The organism is Streptomyces sp. NPDC048659 (genome assembly GCF_040650575.1).
Taxonomy (GTDB): domain Bacteria; phylum Actinomycetota; class Actinomycetes; order Streptomycetales; family Streptomycetaceae; genus Streptomyces.
On sequence record NZ_JBEZHM010000068.1, the window covers coordinates 1 to 20,875 of the forward strand.

General features: G+C 76.9%; 15 protein-coding genes. 9 read left to right on the forward strand and 6 right to left on the reverse strand.

The annotated features are described in order from the left end of the window. The first annotated feature begins 250 nt into the window (after positions 1-250). Entirely contained in the window at positions 251-1,468 is a 1,218-nt protein-coding gene (locus AB0C99_RS34060; RefSeq protein WP_362483471.1) for a serine hydrolase domain-containing protein, read from the forward strand. A gap of 16 nt (positions 1,469-1,484) precedes the next feature. On the opposite strand, the gene AB0C99_RS34065 is transcribed toward AB0C99_RS34060, so the two are convergent. From AB0C99_RS34065 to AB0C99_RS34075, 3 genes are all read right to left on the reverse strand, one after another. Further along, entirely contained in the window at positions 1,485-1,907 is a 423-nt protein-coding gene (locus AB0C99_RS34065; RefSeq protein ID WP_362483473.1) for a DUF350 domain-containing protein, read from the reverse strand. A 188-nt stretch (positions 1,908-2,095) separates the two neighbouring features. After that, positions 2,096-2,695 (reverse strand): HdeD family acid-resistance protein, encoded by a 600-nt coding sequence (locus AB0C99_RS34070; protein ID WP_362483474.1) that lies wholly within the window; start codon positions 2,693-2,695, stop codon positions 2,096-2,098. After that, a complete protein-coding gene (locus AB0C99_RS34075; RefSeq protein ID WP_362483476.1) occupies positions 2,692-4,101 on the reverse strand; it encodes a dipeptidase in 1,410 nt (469 codons plus the stop codon). The genes AB0C99_RS34070 and AB0C99_RS34075 overlap by 4 nt, the downstream gene beginning before the upstream one ends. Positions 4,102-4,305: 204 nt before the next feature. Here AB0C99_RS34075 and AB0C99_RS34080 point away from each other — a divergent pair, with 204 nt between their 5' ends. The 3 genes from AB0C99_RS34080 (at position 4,306) to opcA (ending at position 6,826) form a co-directional block, all read left to right on the forward strand. After that, positions 4,306-4,872, forward strand: a complete 567-nt coding sequence (locus AB0C99_RS34080) for a DoxX family membrane protein (RefSeq protein WP_362483477.1) — start codon at positions 4,306-4,308, stop codon at positions 4,870-4,872. Positions 4,873-4,876: 4 nt separating this feature from the next. Beyond that, positions 4,877-5,818 carry an NADP-dependent oxidoreductase gene (locus tag AB0C99_RS34085; RefSeq protein WP_362483479.1) on the forward strand — a complete coding sequence of 314 codons (942 nt, stop codon included), beginning with the start codon at positions 4,877-4,879 and terminating at the stop codon, positions 5,816-5,818. Positions 5,819-5,914: 96 nt separating this feature from the next. After that, positions 5,915-6,826, forward strand: coding sequence for a glucose-6-phosphate dehydrogenase assembly protein OpcA (gene opcA / locus AB0C99_RS34090; protein ID WP_362483481.1), 912 nt, complete (start codon positions 5,915-5,917; stop codon positions 6,824-6,826). A gap of 114 nt (positions 6,827-6,940) precedes the next feature. Here the strand turns inward: opcA and AB0C99_RS34095 are convergent, their stop codons facing one another. Further along, the gene (locus AB0C99_RS34095; protein WP_362483483.1) at positions 6,941-8,077 is read right to left on the reverse strand and encodes a winged helix DNA-binding domain-containing protein; all 1,137 of its coding nucleotides are present in this window, start codon (positions 8,075-8,077) and stop codon (positions 6,941-6,943) included. Positions 8,078-8,262: 185 nt separating this feature from the next. Here AB0C99_RS34095 and AB0C99_RS34100 point away from each other — a divergent pair, with 185 nt between their 5' ends. From AB0C99_RS34100 to AB0C99_RS34120, 5 genes are all read left to right on the forward strand, one after another. Then, positions 8,263-9,687: a nucleotide disphospho-sugar-binding domain-containing protein gene (locus AB0C99_RS34100; protein WP_362483484.1), complete on the forward strand. Its 1,425-nt coding sequence runs from the start codon at positions 8,263-8,265 to the stop codon at positions 9,685-9,687. 98 nt (positions 9,688-9,785) lie between these two features. Next, positions 9,786-10,820, forward strand: coding sequence for an alpha/beta hydrolase (locus tag AB0C99_RS34105; protein WP_362483486.1), 1,035 nt, complete (start codon positions 9,786-9,788; stop codon positions 10,818-10,820). After that, the gene (locus AB0C99_RS34110; RefSeq protein WP_362483487.1) at positions 10,817-13,168 is read left to right on the forward strand and encodes a hypothetical protein; all 2,352 of its coding nucleotides are present in this window, start codon (positions 10,817-10,819) and stop codon (positions 13,166-13,168) included. Before AB0C99_RS34105 ends, AB0C99_RS34110 begins: the two co-directional genes overlap by 4 nt. Then, positions 13,165-14,136: an ATPase gene (locus tag AB0C99_RS34115; protein WP_362483489.1), complete on the forward strand. Its 972-nt coding sequence runs from the start codon at positions 13,165-13,167 to the stop codon at positions 14,134-14,136. Before AB0C99_RS34110 ends, AB0C99_RS34115 begins: the two co-directional genes overlap by 4 nt. Further along, entirely contained in the window at positions 14,129-19,006 is a 4,878-nt protein-coding gene (locus AB0C99_RS34120; RefSeq protein WP_362483491.1) for a NaeI family type II restriction endonuclease, read from the forward strand. Before AB0C99_RS34115 ends, AB0C99_RS34120 begins: the two co-directional genes overlap by 8 nt. Before the next feature lie 15 nt (positions 19,007-19,021). Here the strand turns inward: AB0C99_RS34120 and AB0C99_RS34125 are convergent, their stop codons facing one another. Together AB0C99_RS34125 and AB0C99_RS34130 are read right to left on the reverse strand one after the other, a co-directional pair. Beyond that, positions 19,022-19,717, reverse strand: coding sequence for a 4'-phosphopantetheinyl transferase superfamily protein (locus AB0C99_RS34125; RefSeq protein ID WP_362483493.1), 696 nt, complete (start codon positions 19,715-19,717; stop codon positions 19,022-19,024). A gap of 9 nt (positions 19,718-19,726) precedes the next feature. Continuing rightward, positions 19,727-20,815: a type IV pilus twitching motility protein PilT gene (locus AB0C99_RS34130; RefSeq protein WP_362483495.1), complete on the reverse strand. Its 1,089-nt coding sequence runs from the start codon at positions 20,813-20,815 to the stop codon at positions 19,727-19,729. Positions 20,816-20,875: the final 60 nt, after the last annotated feature.

A 20,875-nucleotide genomic window follows, 5' to 3' on the forward strand; every position in this document is an offset into this window, starting at 1 on the left:
ACGTCCAGTACGAGGGCGTGCGCCCGGCACGCCGAGAGCACGCGCCTGACGCCGCGAGGCCGCCCTCCGGGCGACGACGGGAGTGTGACGACAGGCCCTAGGGTCTCGGCCCGGCCCAGGGCCGCCCGGCGGGCGCGGGCGGCTCCGATCGGGTGGACTCCCGGAACACGCCCGGCGGCGCCGCCGTCGGGCCCCGGGGGTCGGTGTTCCTCTGGGCGTCCGTGCCCGTGACCCGGAGGAAGCCACCCCCATGCGACGACGTACGCCCTCCCGCCGGCTGCTGGCCGCGACGCTGCTGGTGGCGTCCGTGCTGGCCCCGGTGGCCGCCGCCCCCGCCACCGCCGTCCACGCGGCGAGCGCGCCCGCGCCCGGCGCCGGTCTGGCCGGCGGGGACGACTGCCCGCCGGACGGGCTCGGGCCCGAGCTGACCGCCAAGCTGGACAGGACGATCGAGAAGGTCCGCGTGCAGGCGGGCATCCCCGGTGTCGTCGTCGGGCTCTGGATGCCCGGCCGGGGCAGCTATGTGCGGGCCACCGGCGTCGCCGACAAGGCCACCGGCGAGCCGATGTTCGCGAACACCTACGTGCGCATCGGCAGCGAGACCAAGACCTTCACCGTCACCGCGCTCCTCCAGCTGGTCGACGAGGGGCGGGTCGGGCTCGACGACCCGATCGCGAAGTACGTCCACGGCGTGCGGAACGGGCACCGGATCACCCTCCGCCACCTCGCCGAGATGCGCAGCGGGCTCTACCCGTACACCGCCGACAAGGACTTCGTGCAGGCGCTGCTCAGCGAGCCGCGGCGGCAGTGGACCCCGCAGGAGGTGCTGCCGTACGGGCTGAAGCACGAGAACACCGCGGAGCCCGGCACGACGTTCCAGTACTCCAACACCAACCTGGTGCTGCTCGGGCTCGTCGTCGAGAAGGTCACCGGGCGCCCGCTCGCCGAGGTCCTGCGGCACCGGGTGTTCCGCCCCGCGCACCTGAAGGACTCGGCGCTGCCGTACGGCGCCGAGTTTCCCGAGCCGCACGCCCACGGCTACACGAACCAGACGCTCAGCGGCGCGGTCGAGGACTCCACGGACTGGAACCCGAGCTGGGCCTGGGCGGCCGGCGGGATGACCTCCAACCTGCGCGACCTGCGGCACTGGGCGGAGGTCCTCGCCACCGGGCGCCTGCTCAGCCCCGAGACCCAGGCCCAGCGCCTGAAGACGCTGCCGACCGGCTTCCCGGGCACCACGTACGGCCTCGGCATCCTGGAGACCAACGGCTGGATCGGGCACAACGGTTCGCTGCCGGGGTACGAGACCGTCACCGTCTACCTGCCGGAGCGGAAGGCGACCCTGGTCGTCCTCATCAACACCGACTCGCTCGTCGGCGGCCAGGAGCCGTCCACCCTGCTGGCCCGCGCGATCACCGAGGTGGTCACCCCGGACCACGTCTACGCCGGGGCGATCCCGCCGCGCTGAGCGCCGCCGCGCGGGCTCAGGCGATGGAGGCGGACAGGACCGCCGAGACGGCCAGGTTGCACGAGGCGGTCACCCAGACCGCCGGGTGCGGCTCGGGGTCGACCAGGGTGGCGCCCAGCCGGCCCGGGGTGACCAGGTCCACGACGAGGAAGGCCACCGCCATCATCACCAGGCCCAGCAGCCCGAACGCCGCCGTCGAGACCAGGCCCTTGGCGAAGTCCTCGTAGGTCGTCCAGATCGACGTGAAGACGATCCCGCCGATGCCGAGCAGCGCGGAGGACAGCAGCACCGCCGCGTTCCGGTTGCGCTCCTCCCAGATCTGCCGGCCCAGCTTGCCCGGGGTCAGCAGGTCGATCAGGAAGATGCCGAGGATCAGCAGGACGACGCCGAGGGCGCCGTACGCGGAGGCCCGGCCGAGGCCGTTGACGATGTCGCTCATGGGAATGCCGGCTCCGGGGCAGAGGGATCGCGCACGGTCGGGGAACGTGAACGATCGCGGTCAAGGACCGGCAAAATGTAGCGCAGCGCGCCGGAGCCCCGGCCGGGCGGGCCGGGGGCTCGGGCGCCGCCGCGGCGGACGGCCGTCGGCGGCGGGGGACCGGCGGGGGACCGGCGGGGGACCGGCGGTCAGACGCCGGGCGGGATCTGCTTGGCGCGGGAGCGGACCATGAAGGCGGTCACGATCTCGGCCACGCCCACCACCAGCAGCCAGACGCCGCCGAGGACCGTCAGCACCGCCACCGACTCCAGCGGCGAGACGATCAGCACCACACCGGCCAGCGCGCTGATCACGCCCAGCGCGATCTGCCAGCCCCGGGCCGGCATCATCGGGTCGGAGGCCGCCGCCACGGTCTGCATGATGCCGCGGAACAGCCAGCCGATGCCGATCCACAGCGCCAGCAGCAGGAGCGACTGGGTGGCGCCCTTGAAGCAGAACAGGCCCAGCAGGATGCCCAGCGTGCCGCTGATGAAGGCCATCACCCGCAGCGAGGTCCGGGCGTGCGTGCCGAACGCGGCGACCAGCTGCAGCACGCCGCTCACCAGCAGGTAGATGCCGAACAGCACGCCGACCACGGTCAGCGTGGCCTTCGGCCAGGCCAGCACCATCACACCCAGGGCCAGCGACAGGAGCCCCGCGACCAGCGTCGCCTGCCAGGCGAGCCCGGCCAGCAGCCCGAGCGGCCCCGGGGGCACGTCCCGTCCGGGACGGTCGTCCGTCTGTGTCATGACCTCACTCCACTCCTCGTCGCGTGCCCTCGGCGGGCGGTCGCGTACGTGCGCAGGAACAGCGCCTCGGCCAGCGCCATCGTCTCGATCTCGGCGGGGTCCACGCTCTCGTTGGGCGCGTGGATGAGGCAGCCGGGCTCCTCGACGCCGATCAGGGCGATCTCCGCCTCCGGGAACCGCCCGGCCAGCACGTTGCACAGCGGGATCGAACCGCCCTGCCCCGACCGGACCATGTCCTTCCCGTACGCCTGCCCCAGCGCCGAGGCGAGCGCCCGGTAGGCGGGCCCGTCGGTGCGCGCCTCGAAGGGCTGGCCCGTGCCCTCCGGCTCCACCTCCACCCGGGCGCCCCACGGCGCCGCCGCCAGCAGATGGGCGGAGAGCGCCGCCCGCGCCTCCTCGGCGTCGGTCCCCGGCGGCACCCGCAGGCTGACCCGGGCCCGTACCTTCGCCTGCACGGCGGCCGAGGAGCCCACCACCGGCGGGCAGTCGATGCCCAGCACCGTGACCGCGGGGCGCGCCCACAGCTCCTCCGCCACCGTCCCGGTGCCCAGCAGCGCCACCCCGTCGAGCACGCCCGCGTCGGCGCGGAACCGCTCCTCCGGATAGTCGACACCCGCCCAGGTCCCGTCGCCGGGCAGGCCCTTGACCGTGGTGTTGCCGGCCTCGTCGCGCAGGCTGTCCAGGATGCGTACGAGCGCGGCGAGGGCGTCCGGTGCCGGGCCGCCGAACATGCCCGAGTGCATCTCGCCCTTGAGGGTGGAGACGGTCACCACCACGGTGGCCAGCCCGCGCAGCGAGGTGGTGGCGGTGGGCAGGCCGCGCGCGAAGTTGCCGGTGTCGCAGATCAGCAGGGCGTCGGCGGCGAAGAGTTCCGGCCGTTGCGGCACCAACTGTTCGAGCCCGCCGGTGCCCTGCTCCTCCGAGCCCTCGGCGACGAACTTGAGGCCGACCGGGAAGCCCGTACCGTCCGGGCCGCCGAGCGCGCGCAGGGCGGTCAGGTGCATGGCGATGTTGCCCTTGCAGTCGGCGGTGCCCCGCCCGTACCAGCGTCCGTCGCGCTCGGTCAGCTCGAACGGCGGGGTGCGCCAGGCGGTGTCGTCGAGCGGCGGCTGCACGTCGTAGTGGCAGTACAGCAGCACCGTCGGCGCGCCCTCGGGGCCCGGGGCGTGCCCGACGACGGCGTCGGTGCCGTCCGGGGTGGTGACCCGGCGCATGTCCGCGAGCCCCGCCTCGGTGAACGCCGTCACGAGGTAGTCGGCGGTCCGCGCGCACTCCTCGGGCGGGAACTGCCGGGGGTCGGCGACCGAGCGCATCGCGACCAGCGCGGTCAGGTCCTCCTTGGCGCGCGGCATCAGCGCGCGGACCTTCGCGCGCAGGGCGGCGGTCTCGGGCGAGTCGGCGGTCATGCGGCCCCTTCCGTTTCCGTGGGTCCCTCGGGCGGATGACTGCGCTCTCACTAAAGCAACACACGACGAACGCCGCAAAACATGACAAAAATGACCTGAACGGACGAGCATCACAGCGGCTGCCCCCGCCGTCCGGAGCAGAGTGGAGAGCGCCCGTGGAGCTCGCCGCACCCGCCGCGACCCCGTCACGCACCGGGAGACCCCATGACCCCGCTCAACCGCCGCGACCTGGGACTGCTCGTCCTGCGGGTCGGCACCGGCGCCGTCCTCGCCGCCCATGGCACGCAGAAGCTCTTCGGCTGGTTCGGCGGCGGCGGCATCGAGGGAACCGCCAAGGGCATGGAGGCCATGGGCTTCTCGCCCGCCCGCGAGAGCGCCATCGCCGCCGGGCTCGGCGAGGCGGGCGGCGGCGCGCTGCTCGCCCTCGGCCTCGCCACCCCCGCCGCCGGGGCCGCCGCAGCCGGCGCCATGGCGGGCGCGGTCGCCGTGCACGCCCCGGCCGGTTTCTTCGCCCAGGGCGGCGGCTACGAGTACCCCGCCTTCCTCGGCTTCACCGCCGCCGCCATCGGCGTCGCCGGAGCGGGCCGCTACTCCCTCGACCACGCCACCTGCCACGTCCTCGACCGCCCCTGGGTCGTCGCCGTCGCCTTCGTCGGCAGCGCGCTCGCCGCCGCGGCCGTCGTGGGGCGCCGCGCCCAGGCCCAGGCCGACGCGCGGGCGCGGCCCGAACCCGAACCCGAGCACGAGGCCGCCCCGGACCCGGAGGGCTGAGCCCGTGAAGGCCGTGACCATGCCGCGGTACGGCGGCCCCGAGGACCTCGTCCTCAGCGAGCTCCCGGACCCCAAGGTCGCCCCCGGCGAGGTGCTGGTCCGGGTCGTCGCCGCCGGGGTCAACCCGGTCGACTGGAAGCTGGCCGCCGGGGGCCTCGACCCCCTGATGGTCACCCACTTCCCGCTGATCCCCGGCTGGGACGTCGCCGGGGTCGTCGAGCGCAACGGCCTGGACTCCACCGAGTTCGCCCCCGGCGACGAGGTGTTCGGCTACATCCGCAAGGACAGCGCCGAGTGCGGCGGCTACGCCGAGAAGGTCTCCGTCCCGGTCCGGATGCTCGCCCGCCGCCCGCGCGCCCTCGACTGGGCGCAGAGCGGCGGCCTGCCGCTCGCCGGGCTCACCGCCCTCCAGGCCGCCGACCGGGTCGGCGTCGGCGCGGGCGACACCGTCCTGGTGCACGCGGCGGCCGGCGGCGTCGGCTCGCTCGCCACCCAGCTCGCCGTCGCCCGAGGCGCCCGGGTCATCGGCACCGCGGGCCCCGCCAACCACGCCTTCCTGCGCGGACTGGGCGCCGAACCCGTCGCGTACGGCCCCGGGCTCGCCGACCGGGTCCGGGAGCTGGCCCCCGACGGGGTGGACGCGGCGCTCGACTTCGTGGGCGGCGAGGCCCTCGACGCCTCCCTGGCCCTCCTCGGCTCGCCCGCCCGGCTGGCCTCCATCGCCGACCACCGGGCCGCCGCCCTCGGCGGGCACTACGTCTGGGTGCGCCCCGACGGGGCCGGACTCGCGGCCCTCGCCGCCCTCGCCGACGCGGGCCGCCTCACCGTCCCCGTCGAGCGGGTGCTGCCGCTGGCCGAGGCGGCCGAGGCGTGGCGGCTCAGCGCCGGCGGCCACACCCGGGGCAAGCTCGTCCTCTCGGTCGGCGAGGACCGGCCGGCTCGATAGTGTTCGGGAAGATCCGGAGCCCTCCCGGCGCTGGCACCTGACGGGAGGGCAGGGGGAGACCATGCGGACACGCGAGGGAAGGAACGGGCACCGGCCATGAAGATCGATCTCACGGACACCAACTCCAGCAAGATCAACAAAGCGATCCTGGAGGCCCGCCGCGCGGTCGGCACCCCGGCCGTCGGCGTCGTGCTCACCCTCGTCATCGTCACCGACGAGGAGAACGCCTACGACGCCGTGAAGGCGGCCAACGAGGCGTCCCGCGAACACCCCTCCCGCACCCTCGTCGTCATCAAGCGGCACGCCCGCTCCCCGCGCGGCCGGAACGAGACCCGGCTCGACGCCGAGGTCCGGGTCGGCACCGACGCGGGCGCGGGCGAGACCGTCCTGCTCCGCCTGCACGGCGAGCTCGGCACCCGCGCCGACTCCGTCGTGCTGCCGCTGCTCCTGCCGGACGCCCCGGTCGTCGTCTGGTGGCCGGTCGACGCCCCCGACGTCCCCTCCCGCGACCCGCTGGGCACGCTCGCCCAGCGCCGCATCACCGACACCTACGCCGTCGAGGACCCGCTCGCGGCCCTCGCCGTACGCGCCGCCTCGTACGCCCCCGGCGACACCGACCTCGCCTGGACCCGGCTCACGCCCTGGCGCTCCCTGCTCGCCGCCGCGCTCGACCAGGCCGGCGCGACGGTGATCTCGGCCGCCGTCGAGAGCGAGGCCGACAACCCCAGCGCCGAGCTGCTCGCCCGCTGGTTCGGCGCCCGGCTCGACGTGCCGGTGGAGCGGGTGGTCACGGACGGCCCGGTCGTCACGGCCGTCCGGATGGGCACCCCCGACGGGGAGATCCGCATCGACCGCCCGGAGGGCCCGGTCGCCCACCTCGCCATCCCGGGCCAGCCGAGCCGCGTGATGGCCCTCAAGGTGCGCACCACAGCCGAGCTCATCGCCGAGGAACTGCGCCGCCTCGACCCGGACGAGGCGTACGCCGCGGCGCTGCGGTACGGGGGGTAGCCGGGCGCCCGCGCGGGGGCGCCGCGCGCGGGCGCACGCCCGGCGGCGCGAGGGCGGGCGGCACCCGGCCCGGACACGGGCGGCGGCGCCCGGCGGGCCGGGGCACCGCCCCCGCTACCCCGGCAGCAGCCGCGTGTGCCCCTCGGGCAGCTTGGTCCACCAGTGGTCGTAGCGGCGGTACAGCGCCGGGTCGCGGGGGGCGAGCAGCGCGTGCAGGGAGCGGGCCTCCTCGGCCAGCCCCTCCCACGCGCCCGCCGGAAGGACGTGGAAGGCGCGCGCCTCGATGCCGCCCTCGGCCGGCCGCCACACCCCGGCCACGTACCCGTCGACCAGCAGCGTCGGCAGCACATCCCCGTTGACCCTTATCACCGCCTTGCGGTAGTCCGCCGGGATCACCCGGGCCCGGTCCGCGTACGCCAGCAGCACGCTGTCCCACATCCCCAGCAGCCGCGGCGGCGCGAGCGTCTCCCCGTCCGGCCGCGCCGCCCCCGGCACGTCGAACAGGACCGTGCCGTCCGGCCCTTCGAGCCGCTCCAGACCGTCGCCGAGCTCCGTCAGCACCCGGCGCACCGGCCCCCGCTGCACCATCGCGAACTGCGCCACGTCCGCCACCGAGCCGGGCCCGAAGCCCGCCAGGTAGCGCAGCACCAGCTCCCGCAGCGCCCCGGGCGGCTCCTCCCGGCCGGTCACCGGGGCGCCGCCGGACGCCACGAACGAGGGACGCTGCCCGAACGACCAGGGCCCGCCGGTCGGCTGGTGGTGCAGCGGCGCGTACGCCCGCAGCCCCCACCACGCGCCCTCCGCCCGCTCCTCGCCGACCCGCTCCGCCAGCCAGCCGCGCAGCTCCGCCACCGACCGGGGCCGCTCCGCGAACGCCAGCAGGCCCGGCACGAGTTCCTCGCCCTCGGCGGGGGTGAGCCCCGTCGCGGCGAAGCGGTAGCCGAGCCGGGTCCCGTACAGCGTCCGCTGCAACGCCTCCCGGAACACGCGGTAGTCCCCGGCGTGCACCGCGTGCAGGGTGATCCGCATCAGCGTCGCCTTCACCACCTCGCGCCCCGCGAACACCGCGTCCACCTCGGCCGGATCCAGCCCGTCGAGCCGGTTCCACAGCGCCACGTACGGCGAACCCGGGTGCTGCGCCTGGAGCGCCACGACCCGCCGGACACCCTCGGCCACGCCCAGCGGCGCGCGCTCCAGGAGCAGTTGGCGGGCCAGGGAAGCGCGGTTGAGGCCACGTGCGGTGATCTTCATGCCGGGCATTCTCCCCGAGCGCCCGCCACCGCCCCGCGCGGGGCGACGGCGGGCGCTCGGGCCGACGCGCCGCCGTCCCCCGACCCTTTCCGTCCCCGTCGCCGCAGGTCGTAGGGTCGCCACGCGCGTCGCCCAGGGGGGCGCGCCGACCGCTCCACGCACCGTCCCAGGGGGAACGCACCGCCATGTCCAGGATCCTCGTCGCCGCCACACCCGTCGCCGGCCACCACGCGCCGCTGCTCCAGATCGCCCGGCACCTCTCCGGTCTCGGCCACGAGGTCGTCTTCCTCGGCGGCTCCCGCTTCGCCGCCCAGGTCGAGGCCGCCGGGCCCGCGTTCCGGGCGCTGCCCGCCGAGGCCGACTACGACGACCGCGACCTGCCCGCCCGCTTCCCCGGCCGCGCGGCCGTCCCCGCCGGGCCCGCCCAGGTGCTGTGGGACGTCAAGCACATCTTCGGCGACCCCGTCCCGGCCCAGCTCGCCGCCCTGCGGGAGGCGCTGGCCGCGTTCCCCGCCTCCGTCGTCATCCACGACAACCTCTTCCTCGGCGGCGTCGCGCTCTCCCTCGGCGCGGAACCGGGCGACCGCCCCGCCGTGTTCGGCGTCGGCATCTCGCCGCTCGGCGTCGACAGCCGCGACACCGCCCCGCACCTGCTCGGCCTGCTGCCGCCCGCCGACGAGGCCGAACGCGCGCGCTACGCCGAGCTCGCGGCGACGATGGCCGAGCGCGCCGTCCCCCTGATGGAGCACCTGCGCGGCTGCTTCGCCGCCGCCGGGGTGACCCTCGGCGAGGGCTCCCTGATCCGCCACCGGGTCCAGTCCGCCGACCTGTTCCTCCAGCTCACCGTCGCCGGATTCGAGTACCCGCGCAGCGACCTGCCGGGCAACGTCCGCTTCGTCGGGGCGATCCCCATCGAGGGCGGCAGCGGGACCGGCACGGCCTCTGGCGCCGCCACCGGCAACACTCCGCAGGCGCCCGCCTGGTGGCCCGAGCTCGCGCGGGCCCGGGCCGAGGGGCGGCGGGTCGTCGTCGTCACCCAGGGCACCCTCGCCAACACCGCCCTCGGCCGCCTCGTCGTCCCCGCCCTGCGGGCCCTCGCGGACCGCCCGGACGTCCTCGTCGTCGCCGCCACCGGCCGCCCCGACGCCGCCGAGCGCATCGCCGCCGAGCTTCCCGAGCTCCCCGCCAACGCCCGCGTCGCCGGCTTCGTTCCCTTCGCCGAACTCCTGCCGCTGGCCGACCTGCTGGTCACCAACGGCGGCTACGGCGGCACCCAGGCGGCCCTCGCGCACGGCGTCCCGCTCGTCGTCGGCGGCGACACCGAGGACAAGCCCGAGGTCGCCGCGCGCGTCGAATGGTCCGGCACCGGCGTCAACCTGCGCACCGCCGACCCCTCCGACGAGGAACTCCGCGCCGCCGTCGACAGCGTGCTGTCGACGCCCTCCTACCGCGAGCGTGCCGCCGCCCTCGCCGAGGAGTACGCCGCCCACGACGCCCTCGCCCTCATCGACGGCCTCGTCCGCGAGGCCGCCGGGCCCGGCTCCGGCCCCGCCGCCCCCGGCCCCGCCGGTACCGTTTCCGACCGGAGTGATCTCGCCAAGCTGCGGTGAGAGTTGGCCGAGACCTGGTGAAGCCTCCGGGACGGCTTGCCCACGCCCCGCCGCACCCGTAAGGATCGCCCGCACGCACAGAGTCGAACGGGGGCGCCATGAAACCTCGCCTGGTCTTCGTCCACGGCATCGGCGGCCCCCGCGACGCCGCCGCCGACCTGGAGGAATGGCTGCGGGCCGCCGCCTCGGGCGCCCGCGCCGCCGGGCACGCGGAACGGGCCTCCGGCCTCACCGGAGGCTGGGCCGCCGACGCCCGCTTCGCCTACTACGGCGACCTGTTCCGCACCCCCGGCAGCCAAGGGGCCGGGGCCGCCGGACCGGACCGGGACGCGGACGACGAACTGCTCGCCGAGCTGCTCCTGGACGCCGTCGACGCCCGCCTCGCCGAGCCCGCCGCGCCCCTGTCCGCCGCCGAGACCCGCGCCCTACGGCACGCCCGTACCCAGCTCGCCCCGCCGCCCGGGGCCCAGGGCGCGGGCGCGCCCGCCCGCCGCGCGGTCAACGCCGTCACCACCCTGCTCGCCGTCCCGGGCCTGCGCGCCCTCGGCGGCTGGCTCGGCGCCCGCACCACGGCCGGGATGCTCGGCCAGGTCGCCCGCTACCTCAACCGCGCCGAGCCCGACCCGACCGGGGCCACCCTGGACCGCCGCGTCCGCGCCCGCGTCGCCGCCTGCCTCGACCCGGACGGCCCCAACGTCGTCGTCGCCCACTCCCTCGGCACCGTCGTCGCCCTGGAGACCCTCCACGAACTCGCGTACGGGAATGACGGGGCCGGGGCCGGGGACAGGGACAGGGACGGGGCCGGAACCGGGGGAGGGCCCCGGGTCCCGCTGTTCGTCACCCTCGGCTCGCCGCTCGGCATCCGCACCGCCGTCCAGCCCCGGGTCCGGCCCCGCCCCCTCGCCACACCCGGCTCCGTGGGCCGCTGGCTCAACTTCTGGGACCGCGACGACCTCGTCGCCGCCCGCCCGCACCTGGAGACCTTCGTCCGCCCCAACGCCGACACAGTCCGCCCGGTCTCCCACCGCGTCGACTCCGACGGCGCCTGGGTCCACCCGGCGGCGAAGTACCTGGCCCAGCCCGCCGTCGCCGGGCCGCTCGTCGAGGCGCTGACCACCCTCGGGGAGCGATGACCGGACCCCGCCATGTGCTGGTGATCGGGGCCCAGTGCCCCGGACTCGGCCTCCTCGACGACCTGGAGCAGGCCGCCCGCGCCCTCCACGACACCCTCACCACCCCCTGGGCCGGCGCCTGCGAGAAGGAGCAGCCGCACGGCCCGACCCTGCTGTACGGACCCGGGCTCACCCGCGCCGACGTCGACGAGGCCGTCCGGCGGGCGGGCCGGGCCGCCGCCGACGCCGGGGCCGTCCTCGTCCTCGGCCTGCTCGGCCACGGCATGGCCGCCGGCACCCGGCTCTACTTCATGGCCGACGACTCCCGCGCCGAGGAGCCGATGAGCGCCGTGGACGTCGGCTCCCTGCTCACCGCGCTCCTCGACACCCCCGGACTCGACGGGGTGCTGGCCCTCGTCGACACCTGCCACGCGGGCAACGCCCAGCCCGACCTCGGCTCCCTCGCCCTCGGCGTGCGGCGCGGCGACACCCGCTTCTCGCTGCTCATGGGCGCGGGCGCCGAGGAGGAGGCGTACGGGCTCCGGTTCAGCCGCACCCTCGTCAAGGTGCTCGACGCGGGCATCGCCGACGCGGGCGAGACCCTCGCCGCCGCGGCCGTCGTCCGGGCCGTCCGCGAGGACGGCGGCGCCGAGGGGCAGGCCGTCCACCACACCGACCACGACGGCGCCCTGTTCGCCACGGGACCCCTCTGGCTCGCCCGCAACGCCCGCCACGGCGACGCCGGACCGGGCGCCCCGCTCGGCCCGGTCGGCCGCGCGGAACTCGACCTCGCTGTCGGCGGTGAGGGCGAGCCGGGAGGCTCGGGCGACGCGGGCGACGCGGGCGACGCGGGAGACGCGGGAGACACGGGTGACATGGGAGGCCCGTGCGTTTCCGGCGACCCGAGTGCTCCCGGCGTCTCGGGCGTCCCCGGGCACCCCACCGCCCCCAGTCACCCCACCGCCCTCGGCACCGCCCCTTCCGCCCCCGCCCTCCCCGCCTCCGCCCTCTTCGCCGACGCCCGCCGCCGGGACGCGCTCGACCGCCGGGTGGACGCCCTGCCCGAACCCCGGCGGAGCTGGGCGCGCCGGGTGGTGCACGCCCTGCGCGGCGCCGTGCGCACCCAGGAGCTGCTGGCCGGCTGGCCCGGCGCCGACCTCACCACCGCCCTGCTGCGCCGCGCCCTCGCCGTGGCCTGCCCCGCGCCGCTCGCCCCGCCGCCCGAGTCCTCCGGCGGCGAACTGCTCCGGGACGCCGTCGAGTACCTGCTGCTGCGCGCCCCACGCGCCGGGCAGCGGCCCACCGAACCGCTCGCCGCCTTCGTCGCCGCCCTCGCCGTCGAGACCCTGGTCGACCCGCGCGACCCCGTCCTGCGCCGCTGGGCCCACGACCTCGGTGCCGCGATCGACCTCAACGACGCCTTCGAACGGCTCGCGGACAGCGCGCGGGAGACCCGGCTGCGGCTCGTGGTCAGCCTCCACGCGGCCGTCGGCGACGAGTGGCCCGAGTCGCTCGCCGTCTGGCTCCTGGACGGCGGCACCGTGTGCCGGAACGAGGAGGTCCGCTGCCCCGCACAGGACCGCGCCGGCGTCGAACGGGCCCTCGTCGGCGTCCTCAAGTGGGCCTCCTGGCACGCCGACGCCCTCGACGCCCCGCTGCGCCGGGTCGAGATCGCCGCCCCCGCCCCGCTGCTCGCCGTCTGGCGCCCGGAGGACACCGACTTCGGGATGCGCCTCGGCGACCTGCACGACGTGGTGCTGCGCTGGAGCGACCGTATCCAGCCACCCGAGCACCTGTGGTGGATCAACGACCAGGCCAGGACCACCCTCAAGGCCATGGACGGCCACACCGAGGGCAGCCGCGTCGACTGGCTCGCCGAGGCCGACACCCGCCGCGCGGACGAGCTCCACGAGCGCCTGCGCCGCACCGCGCCCCGCAGCCGGGCCGTCGCCCTGGCCCACCGGCCCGCCCAGCTGCCGGACCTGATGGAGGTCCTGCTGGCCTCCTCGCCGATCGTGCTCTGGCCGAACCCGGCCCGGGGCGGCGCGGGCGCCCCGGGCGCCGACGGGGACCCGGACGCCCCCGGGACCGCCGTACCGGAGCCCGTACGCCGTTCCGTGGACACGTACTGGCATCTCCTGCCCGCCGAGTTCAGCCGCGCCTACCGGGAGCACCGGCGTGCCGGACCCGGGGCGGACGGCGGCGGCTGCGGCCCCGCCGACCCCGGACGGCTCCGGCTCGCCGGACTGCGCACCGTCTGGGACGGGCACGAATGGCTGGAATTCTGCAAATGGTTCGACCGCGAGCACACGGCTCGGGAAGGGTCCCCCTGGGAACCGTTCCCGTCGGAGGGGGAGAGTCCCGCATGACCTGGCAGCCTTTCTACGTCGGCGACGGCGCCGCCCCGGCCGACCCCGAGCGCCCCGTCGCGCTGCCCCCGGCCCCGCCCTGGCGGGAGTTCCCGCGCCGCTCCCTGCACGAGCGGTTCGTGCCCCCGCCCGGCCTCGTCGAGGCCGTCAACGCCGCGCTCGCGCTGCGCCGCCCGCTGCTCGTCACCGGACCCGCCGGTTCCGGCAAGTCCACCGTCATCGAGCAGGTCGCCGCCGAACTCGCCCTCGGCACCGTCCTGCGCTGGCACATCACCTCCCGCAGCGGCCTCACCGAGGCCCTCTACCGCTACGACGCGCTCGGCCGCATCCACGCCCAGCGGCTCCAGGGAGGCGACGGCGGGCAAGGCGGCGACCGCGGCGAGAACGGCGACGACATCGCCCCCTTCCTGCGGATGGGCCCCCTCGGCACCGCCCTGCTGCCCGCCGACCGGCCCCGCGCGCTGCTCATCGACGAGATCGACAAAAGCGACCTCGACCTCCCCAGCGACCTGCTCGACGTCCTGGAGCGCGGCGAGTTCGAGATCCCCGAACTCGCCCGCTACGGCACCGAGCTCGTCGCCGTACGCGAATGGCAGGGCGACGCCCGCCACGAGGTGCGGCGCGGCCGCGTGCAGTGCACCGAGTTCCCGTTCATCGTCATGACCAGCAACGGCGAACGCGACTTCCCGGCCGCCTTCCTCCGCCGCTGCGTCCGCTTCACCATGCCCCTGCCCACCCCCGACACCCTGCTGCGGATCGTCGAGGCCCACCTGGGCGCCGACACCGCCCGCACCCCCGAGGCCGGCCGGCTGCTCACCGTCTTCCTCGAACGGCTCACCGCGGGCGAGAGCCTCGCCGTCGACCAGCTCCTCAACGCCGTCCACCTGCTCGCCGGGGCCGGCGCCCCCGACGAGCACCGGCGGCAGGCCGTCGAGGAACTGATCCTGCGCGAGCTCTCCCGTGCCTGATCCGCTGCCCGGACTGCTCGCCGCCCTGCGCTCCGCCGTCCCCGACCTGGACGGCACCGCGCTGGCGGAAGCCCTCTGGCTGGCCGCCCACACGGCCGGGGACCGGACCGCCGCCGCGGACCGGCCCGCGCGCACACCCCCCGCCGACCGCCCCGCCCGACCGTCCGGCACCCCGGACGGCCCGCCGCGCCCCGACGCCCCCGCGCCCCGTCCGGACGGCCCCGACCCGGCCGCCGGACCACCGCCCGCGCCCGGCAGCCGCCCGCTCCACGAGCGGCTCACCGGCGGCGACACCCGCGTCCGCGGCCACGCCGTCGCCGCGCCCCGCGCCACCGGGCTGCCCCGGTCGCTGGAGCTGACGCGCGCGCTGCGCCCCTGGATGCGGCGCTGGCCCCGGGGGCGGCGCAGCGCGCTCGACGTCGACGCGACCGTCGAGGGCTACGCCCGCAGCGGCGAGCTCATCCCGGTCCTCGCGGCGGCGCCCGAGCGCTGGTTCGACCTCGCCCTCGTCGTGGACCGCTCGCCCGGGATGCGGGTCTGGCACGACACCGTCGCCGAGTTCACCGGCGTCCTCGACCGGCTCGGCGCCTTCCGCACCCTGCTCGTCACCGACCTCGCCTTCGACGCAGCCGGCGAACCCCTCGTCCCCCGGCGGCTCCGCTCCGCCGACGGGCGCCGGCTCGTCGTCGTGGTCTCCGACTGCATGGCCGGGGCCTGGCGCCGCCCCGAGGTCTGGCACCTGCTGCGGGAGTGGGCCGGTGTCACCCCGACCGCCATCCTCAACCCGCTGCCCACCCGCCTCTGGCGCCGCGGCGGCCTCAACCTCCCCACCGGACGCTTCCTCCCCGTCGCCCCCGGCGCCCACCGCAGCCGCGGCCCCGTCGAACCACCGTCGCTCCTCGGCCCGCCGGGCCCGCCGGGCCCGCCCACCGCACCCGCCTCCGCCGCCTGGCTCCCCGTCCCCGTGCTCTCGCTCACCCCGCACTCCCTCGGCCGCTGGTCCCAGGCCCTCATGCGCGGCGCGCCCGAAGGGTGCACCGCCGTGCTCGTCCCGCCGACCGGGCGCCTCCCCGGGGCCGCGCGGCCCGCCGCGAGCCCCCTGCCGCCCGAGGTCCTCGCCGCCAACCTGCTGCGCACCGCCTCGCCCCGCGCGGCCCGGCTGGCCGTGCTCTGCTCCCCGTTCGACCGCCTCAGCCTGCGGCTGCTCCACCTGCTCCGCGAGCAGCTGGTCCCCGAGGCGGGCATCGCCGACATCGCCGAGGTCGTCACGAGCGGGGTCTTCGAGACGGAGGAGGACGCCGCGGGAGGCGTCGAGCTCGTGCTGCCGCCCGCCGCCCAGAGCGTGCTGCGCGAACGGCTGCCCGCCCACGAACTGTGGGCCGTCCACCAGGAGCTCGACCGGTACGTCGCCGAGCACGGCCCGGGACCCGGCCGGCTGCCGTCCGTCGCGGGCGACGGCACGGGGCCGCGCGACTGGGCCGCCGAGAAGGAGGCGTTCGCGCGGGCCTCGCGGCGCACCCTGGAGCTCCTCGGCTTCGCCGAGCCCGAGGGATCCGGAGCAACCGAAGGCGGGGCCGGTGCCGAGGGGGCCCATGGGCCCGGCCGTCCCCACGAGCCCGACGGGCCCCCGGCCCCGGACGCCTTCGTCGGCCACACAGAGCTCGTCGAACACGCCGTCCGCGACCTCGCCGACGGGACCGTACGGGTGCTGCGCGTCACCGCCCGCGACGGCGTCCCCGGCGCCGGCCGCACCGCCTTCGCCCGCCAGGTGGCGCACCGGCTCCGCCCCGACTTCCCCGACGGCGTCGTCCTCGTACCGATGCGCGGCTCCACCCCGCACCCGCTGCCCGTCGAGGCGGCGCTGCACCGGATGCTGCGGGGTGCGGGGGTCGCCGAGGAGGACATCCCCGACGTGCGCCCGGCGGACGGCGTCCGGAGCCTCGTCGAGGCGCTCCGCACGGCGCTCGAAGGCAAGCGGGTCCTGCTGGTCCTCGACGACCTGGGCGGCGGCCAGGACCTGCCCCGCCCCCTCGCCGACCCGCCGCCGGGCTGCGCGGTCCTCGTCACCAGCCGCGACCAGCCGAAGGACCCCGACAGCGGGGCCGGTGGGTACGGCGGGTACGGAAGCCTCCGACTCCCGCCCCTCCAGGGCCGTGACGCGGCCGACGTGCTCGCCGCCGCCATGGGCCCGTACGCCTCCCCGGACCGGGCCGCCGAGCTCGTCGGCGGGGGCGATTGGTGGCCGCTGTCGCTGCGCCTCCTCGGCGGCGTGCTCGCCACCGCGGCCGACACGGACTTCGCCCTGCGCGGCTTCCCGGGCTACCGCGTCACCGGCGAACACGCCCTGGACCCCGTCCGGTTGATCCGGGACCTGCTCGAAACGGACCGCGTCTCCGGGGGCCGTACCTGGGGCGCGATGGCGCGCCTCGCGGGCGTCGGCACCGGGGAGTTCACGCGCCAGGAAGCCGAAGCCGCCCTGGACGGCACCCCGGCCGGGACGGCCCGCCTCCTCGACGCCCTGCTCCGGTCCGCGCTCCTGGAACGCACCGGACCCGAGCGGTACGCCTTCCCCGGCGCCGTCCACGTCGAGGTCGAGCGCGAGGCGCCCGCCGACCCCGACCCCGGCCGCGCCGCCGCCCGCGAGCGCGTCACCCGCCTCCACCGCGCCGCCGCCGCCGCGCTCCGCGAGGACCGGCACCCCGGCAGCGCCCTGCCCGCCCTCCTCGGCGTCACCCCCGCGCCCGTACCGCACCCCGAGGTGTGGATCCCCAACGCGCTGGTCCCCGCCCGCCCCGGCGCCGCCGGCCCGGACGCCGACACCCTGCTCCTCCTCCACGAGACCGGCGCCGCCCTCACGTACCGGGCAGGCTTCACGTACGCCGCCCGCTCGCTCGTCGACCGGCGCTCGCTGCTCACCGACGAGGCATGGGTCCGGGCCGTCGTCGCCCTGGCCCACGCCCAGTACGCCGCCCGGCGCCCGCGCGAGGCATGGGACACCCTGCACAAGGCGAGCAGCTTCCAGCTCCAGGGCGACGCCGCCACCTACGGCCCGGCCGCGCTCCTGCTCGCCCGGCTCTCGCTCGGCGGCGGATCCGAGACGACGGGGGCCGCCGTCTCCTGGGCCGAGGAGGCCCTGGCCTACCTGGACGTCGGCGCCACCGCCCGCAGCCCCGAGACCGCCGACGCCCTGCGCTGCCTCGAACAAGCCCTCGCCGAGGCCCGCGACTACGCCGAACTGGGCGCCGTCCAGCGGCGGCTGGCCCGGCACCTCGCGGACCGGGGGCTGCCCGACGAGGAGGGCCGGGTCCTGGTCCGGCTCGCCGACACGCTGCTCTTCCTCGACCGCCCCGCCGAGGCGGCGGCCCCGGCCCGGCGGGCCCTCGCCCTCCTCGAAGCGGCCGGCGACGAGGAGGGGGCCCGGACGGCCCGGCGGCTCCTGGACGGCGCCACGGCACCCGAACACCCCACGCCCGACAGGCTCTTCGTCGCCCTGAGCGGCGCCGAACCGGAGCGCCTGGCCGCGGCGGCCCTCGGCGTCCTGGCGGACCTCGCCCTCGACCGAAGGCAGGTCCACACCACCGCGGGCCACGTGCTGCTGCTCCTCGACACGGCCGCCCCCGCCCACCAGGTCCTGCGGGAGCTGGCCGAGCGGCTGCCCCCGCGCCTGGACGGCGCGGTGCCCCGGATCGCGGCCCACACCGGCCCGGCCCGCAGCGGCGCCGACGACCCGTTCCCGGGCCTGGGCGCCGAGTACGCCCGGTCGATGCTCCACTCCGTCGAGTTCGCCCGCCTGTCGGCGCAGCACCCGGACGACGTCACGCTGTGCGTCTCCCCGGAGGTCTTCGACCTGCTGCGGGACACCGACTTCCCGAGGGGCTTCGGCCAGGACGTGGTGCGCACCGGCAACGGTGACGAGGTCTGCGTGATCCTCACCCCGCGCCTCGACCTCACCGCGATCGACGGCGAACTCATCGCCCTGGGACTGGTGTTCAACGAGCACGACCCCGAGGGGCGGCACCTCGCCGGACTGCTGCGCGAGGCCCTGGACGCCCTGCCCGAGACGCCGGTCACCGGCCGCCCCGTCACCACCGGACCCGGCCGCGTCGAGCGATGGCTGCCACCCCGGCTCACCCGCTCCCTCCCCTTCGTGCAGGACCGGACGGCCCCGTCCCCGCCGGGCGGTCTGCGCTGGCCGCGCCCGCAGGGGGACCTGCCGTTCGGCGTGCGCTTCTCCTTCCGGCGCGACTGGCGGGGCTTCCGGCCCGAGAACGCCGGGGGCGTGTTCCTGCTCGTCGGCGCGGACGACGCGCGGGCCCGCTGGTCGGCGGGCCTGCTGCGGCTGCGCCCCGAACACCTGGCGCCCGGCGACCCGCAGACCGGCCTCGTCCTCACACAAGAGGCGCTGCGCGGCGCCGTCCTCTGGCTGCACCGGGAAGCGCCGCTCCCGGAGAACGTCCTGCTCGGCCTCGACCCGGAGACCCGGGACGGGATCCTGGCCGAACCCGACGACGTGGCCCGCACCGCCGCCCTCTTCCGCAGCGTCACGCGCCGCCGGGTGGCCGCCTCCACCCTCCGCGCCTTCGTCCGCGCCAAGGAAGAGGACCGGACCGTGCGCCTCGCGGGCGGCGCCCTGCGCGAGGAGGGGCTCCTCCTCCTGCGGGGGAACCCGCGCGGCCGGGAGACCGCCCGGACCCTGCGGCTGCCGGTGCCGGAGCCGGACGAGTACGTGTGCGTGGCCCTCACCCGGCGCCGCTCCGAGCACGGGTCACGGCCCTCGGTCGTCGCCGACGGGGCCGCCTGGGTCGTCGCGCTGGACGACGACGAACTCGTACCGCTCCCGTCGGGCTTCCCCAACCTGCGCAGCCGCTGAGCCGCTGAGCCGCCTTTACGCCCCCTCGCGCACCGCGCAGGCACCGGCGAAGCCGACCGGGACGCGGACGTCGGTGAGGGTCCAGCCGGGCGGCGCCACCGGGCGGGGCCCCGTGCCGACGAGCGTGTCGGCGAAGCCGGTGCCGGACAGGCCCTGGCCCGTCCCCTTGAGATACGCCTCCTTGCGCGTCCAGCAGCGCGCGAAGGCCGCCGCGCGCGCCGCGCCGTCGAGGGCGGCGAGCTCCCGCCGCTCGGCCGGGTGCAGCGCGTCCGCGACCTGGCCGACCGTACGGGGCTCCGGGACGCCCTCCACATCCACGCCGACCGGCACGGGCGCGAACGCGAGCAGGCCGAGGCCGCCGCTGTGCGAGAGCGAGAAGTGCAGCCCGGCCCCCGCCCCGGCCAGCACCGGGCGCCCGTGCGGCCCGCCGCACCCGGGGCAGTCCAGCCGCGCGAACTCCAGCCCCTCGGGCGCCCGCCCCAGGTACGCCCCGGCCAGCACCCGCAGGGCGGTATGCGCCGCCACGTACATCTCCCGGTCCACCGCCCGCCGGAACCGCCCCGCCCGCTCCCGCTCGGCCGTGTCGAGCACCTCGGCGCCCTCGGGTACCGCCCCGGGCGGCACCAGCCACAGCTCGGCGCCCGCGGGCGGTCCTTCCGACGGCCGCGCCGGGCCGCCGAACTCCTGGGGTGCGAAACCGACTTCTTCCACGCCCCGACTCTAGGCGCCGGGCCCCGCCGCCCGTGCGTGGGGGCGGTGGATCTCCTCCGGGTGGGCCGTGGCCCGGACGCCCTCCTCGTACGCGATGACACCCGCGGCGACCAGGGCGTTGATGCCGGTCTCCAGGGTCTGCATCCCGTCGCGGTGGCCGGTCGCGATGAGGTTGCGGATCTGCCGGGTCTTGCCCTCGCGGATCAGGTTGCGGATGGCGGACGTGCCCACCAGGACCTCGAAGGCCGCCACCCGGCCGCCGCCGATCCGGGGGATGAGCGTCTGGTTCAGGACGCCGGCCAGGGTGTGCGCCAACTGGAGCCGGATCTGCGGCTGTTGCTCCGCCGGGAAGACGTCGACGATCCGGTCGAGGGTCTGCGCGGTGTCGTTGGTGTGCAGGGTGGCGAAGACCAGGTGCCCGGTCTCGGCGATGGTCAGCGCCGCCGAGACGCTCTCCGGGTCGCGCATCTCGCCCAGCAGCAGCACGTCGGGATCCTCGCGCAGCGCCGAACGGAGCGCGGCGGGGAAGGAGTCGGTGTCGGTGCCGACCTCGCGCTGGCTGACGGCCGAGCCCTTGTGCCGGTGCAGGTACTCGATCGGGTCCTCGATGGTCAGGATGTGCGCGGCCCGGTGCGTGTTGACGTGGTCGAGGAGGGCGGCCAGGCTCGTGGACTTGCCCGACCCGGTCGGCCCGGTGACCAGCACCAGACCGCGCGGCAGCCCCGCCCAGCCGACCGCGACGGGCGGCAGCCCGAGCCGCTCGGGCGACGGCACCTCGTACGGGATGAGCCGCAGCGCCAGCGCCGAGGCGCCGCGCTGCACGAAGGCGTTCCCGCGCAGCCGGGCCTTCTCGCCCCAGGTGAAGGCGAAGTCCACCTGCCTCTCGCGGCGGAACCGCTCGGTCAGTTCCTCGCCCAGCACCCCGGTCACCAGCCGGTCGGCCTCCGGCTCGCTCAGCGCGGCGCCCGGCACCGGGCGCAGGGCCCCGTCGACGCGCAGGAACGGCGCGGAACCGGCGGTCAGCAGCAGGTCGCTGCCGCCGCGCTCCCACAGCTCGCCGAGGAGCCCGTCGACGACCTCGGCACTCGGACCGGACATGGTGCTCTCCTCAGGGATGTACGTGTACGTGTACGGGGGTGGGGGACGGGGACGGGGGCT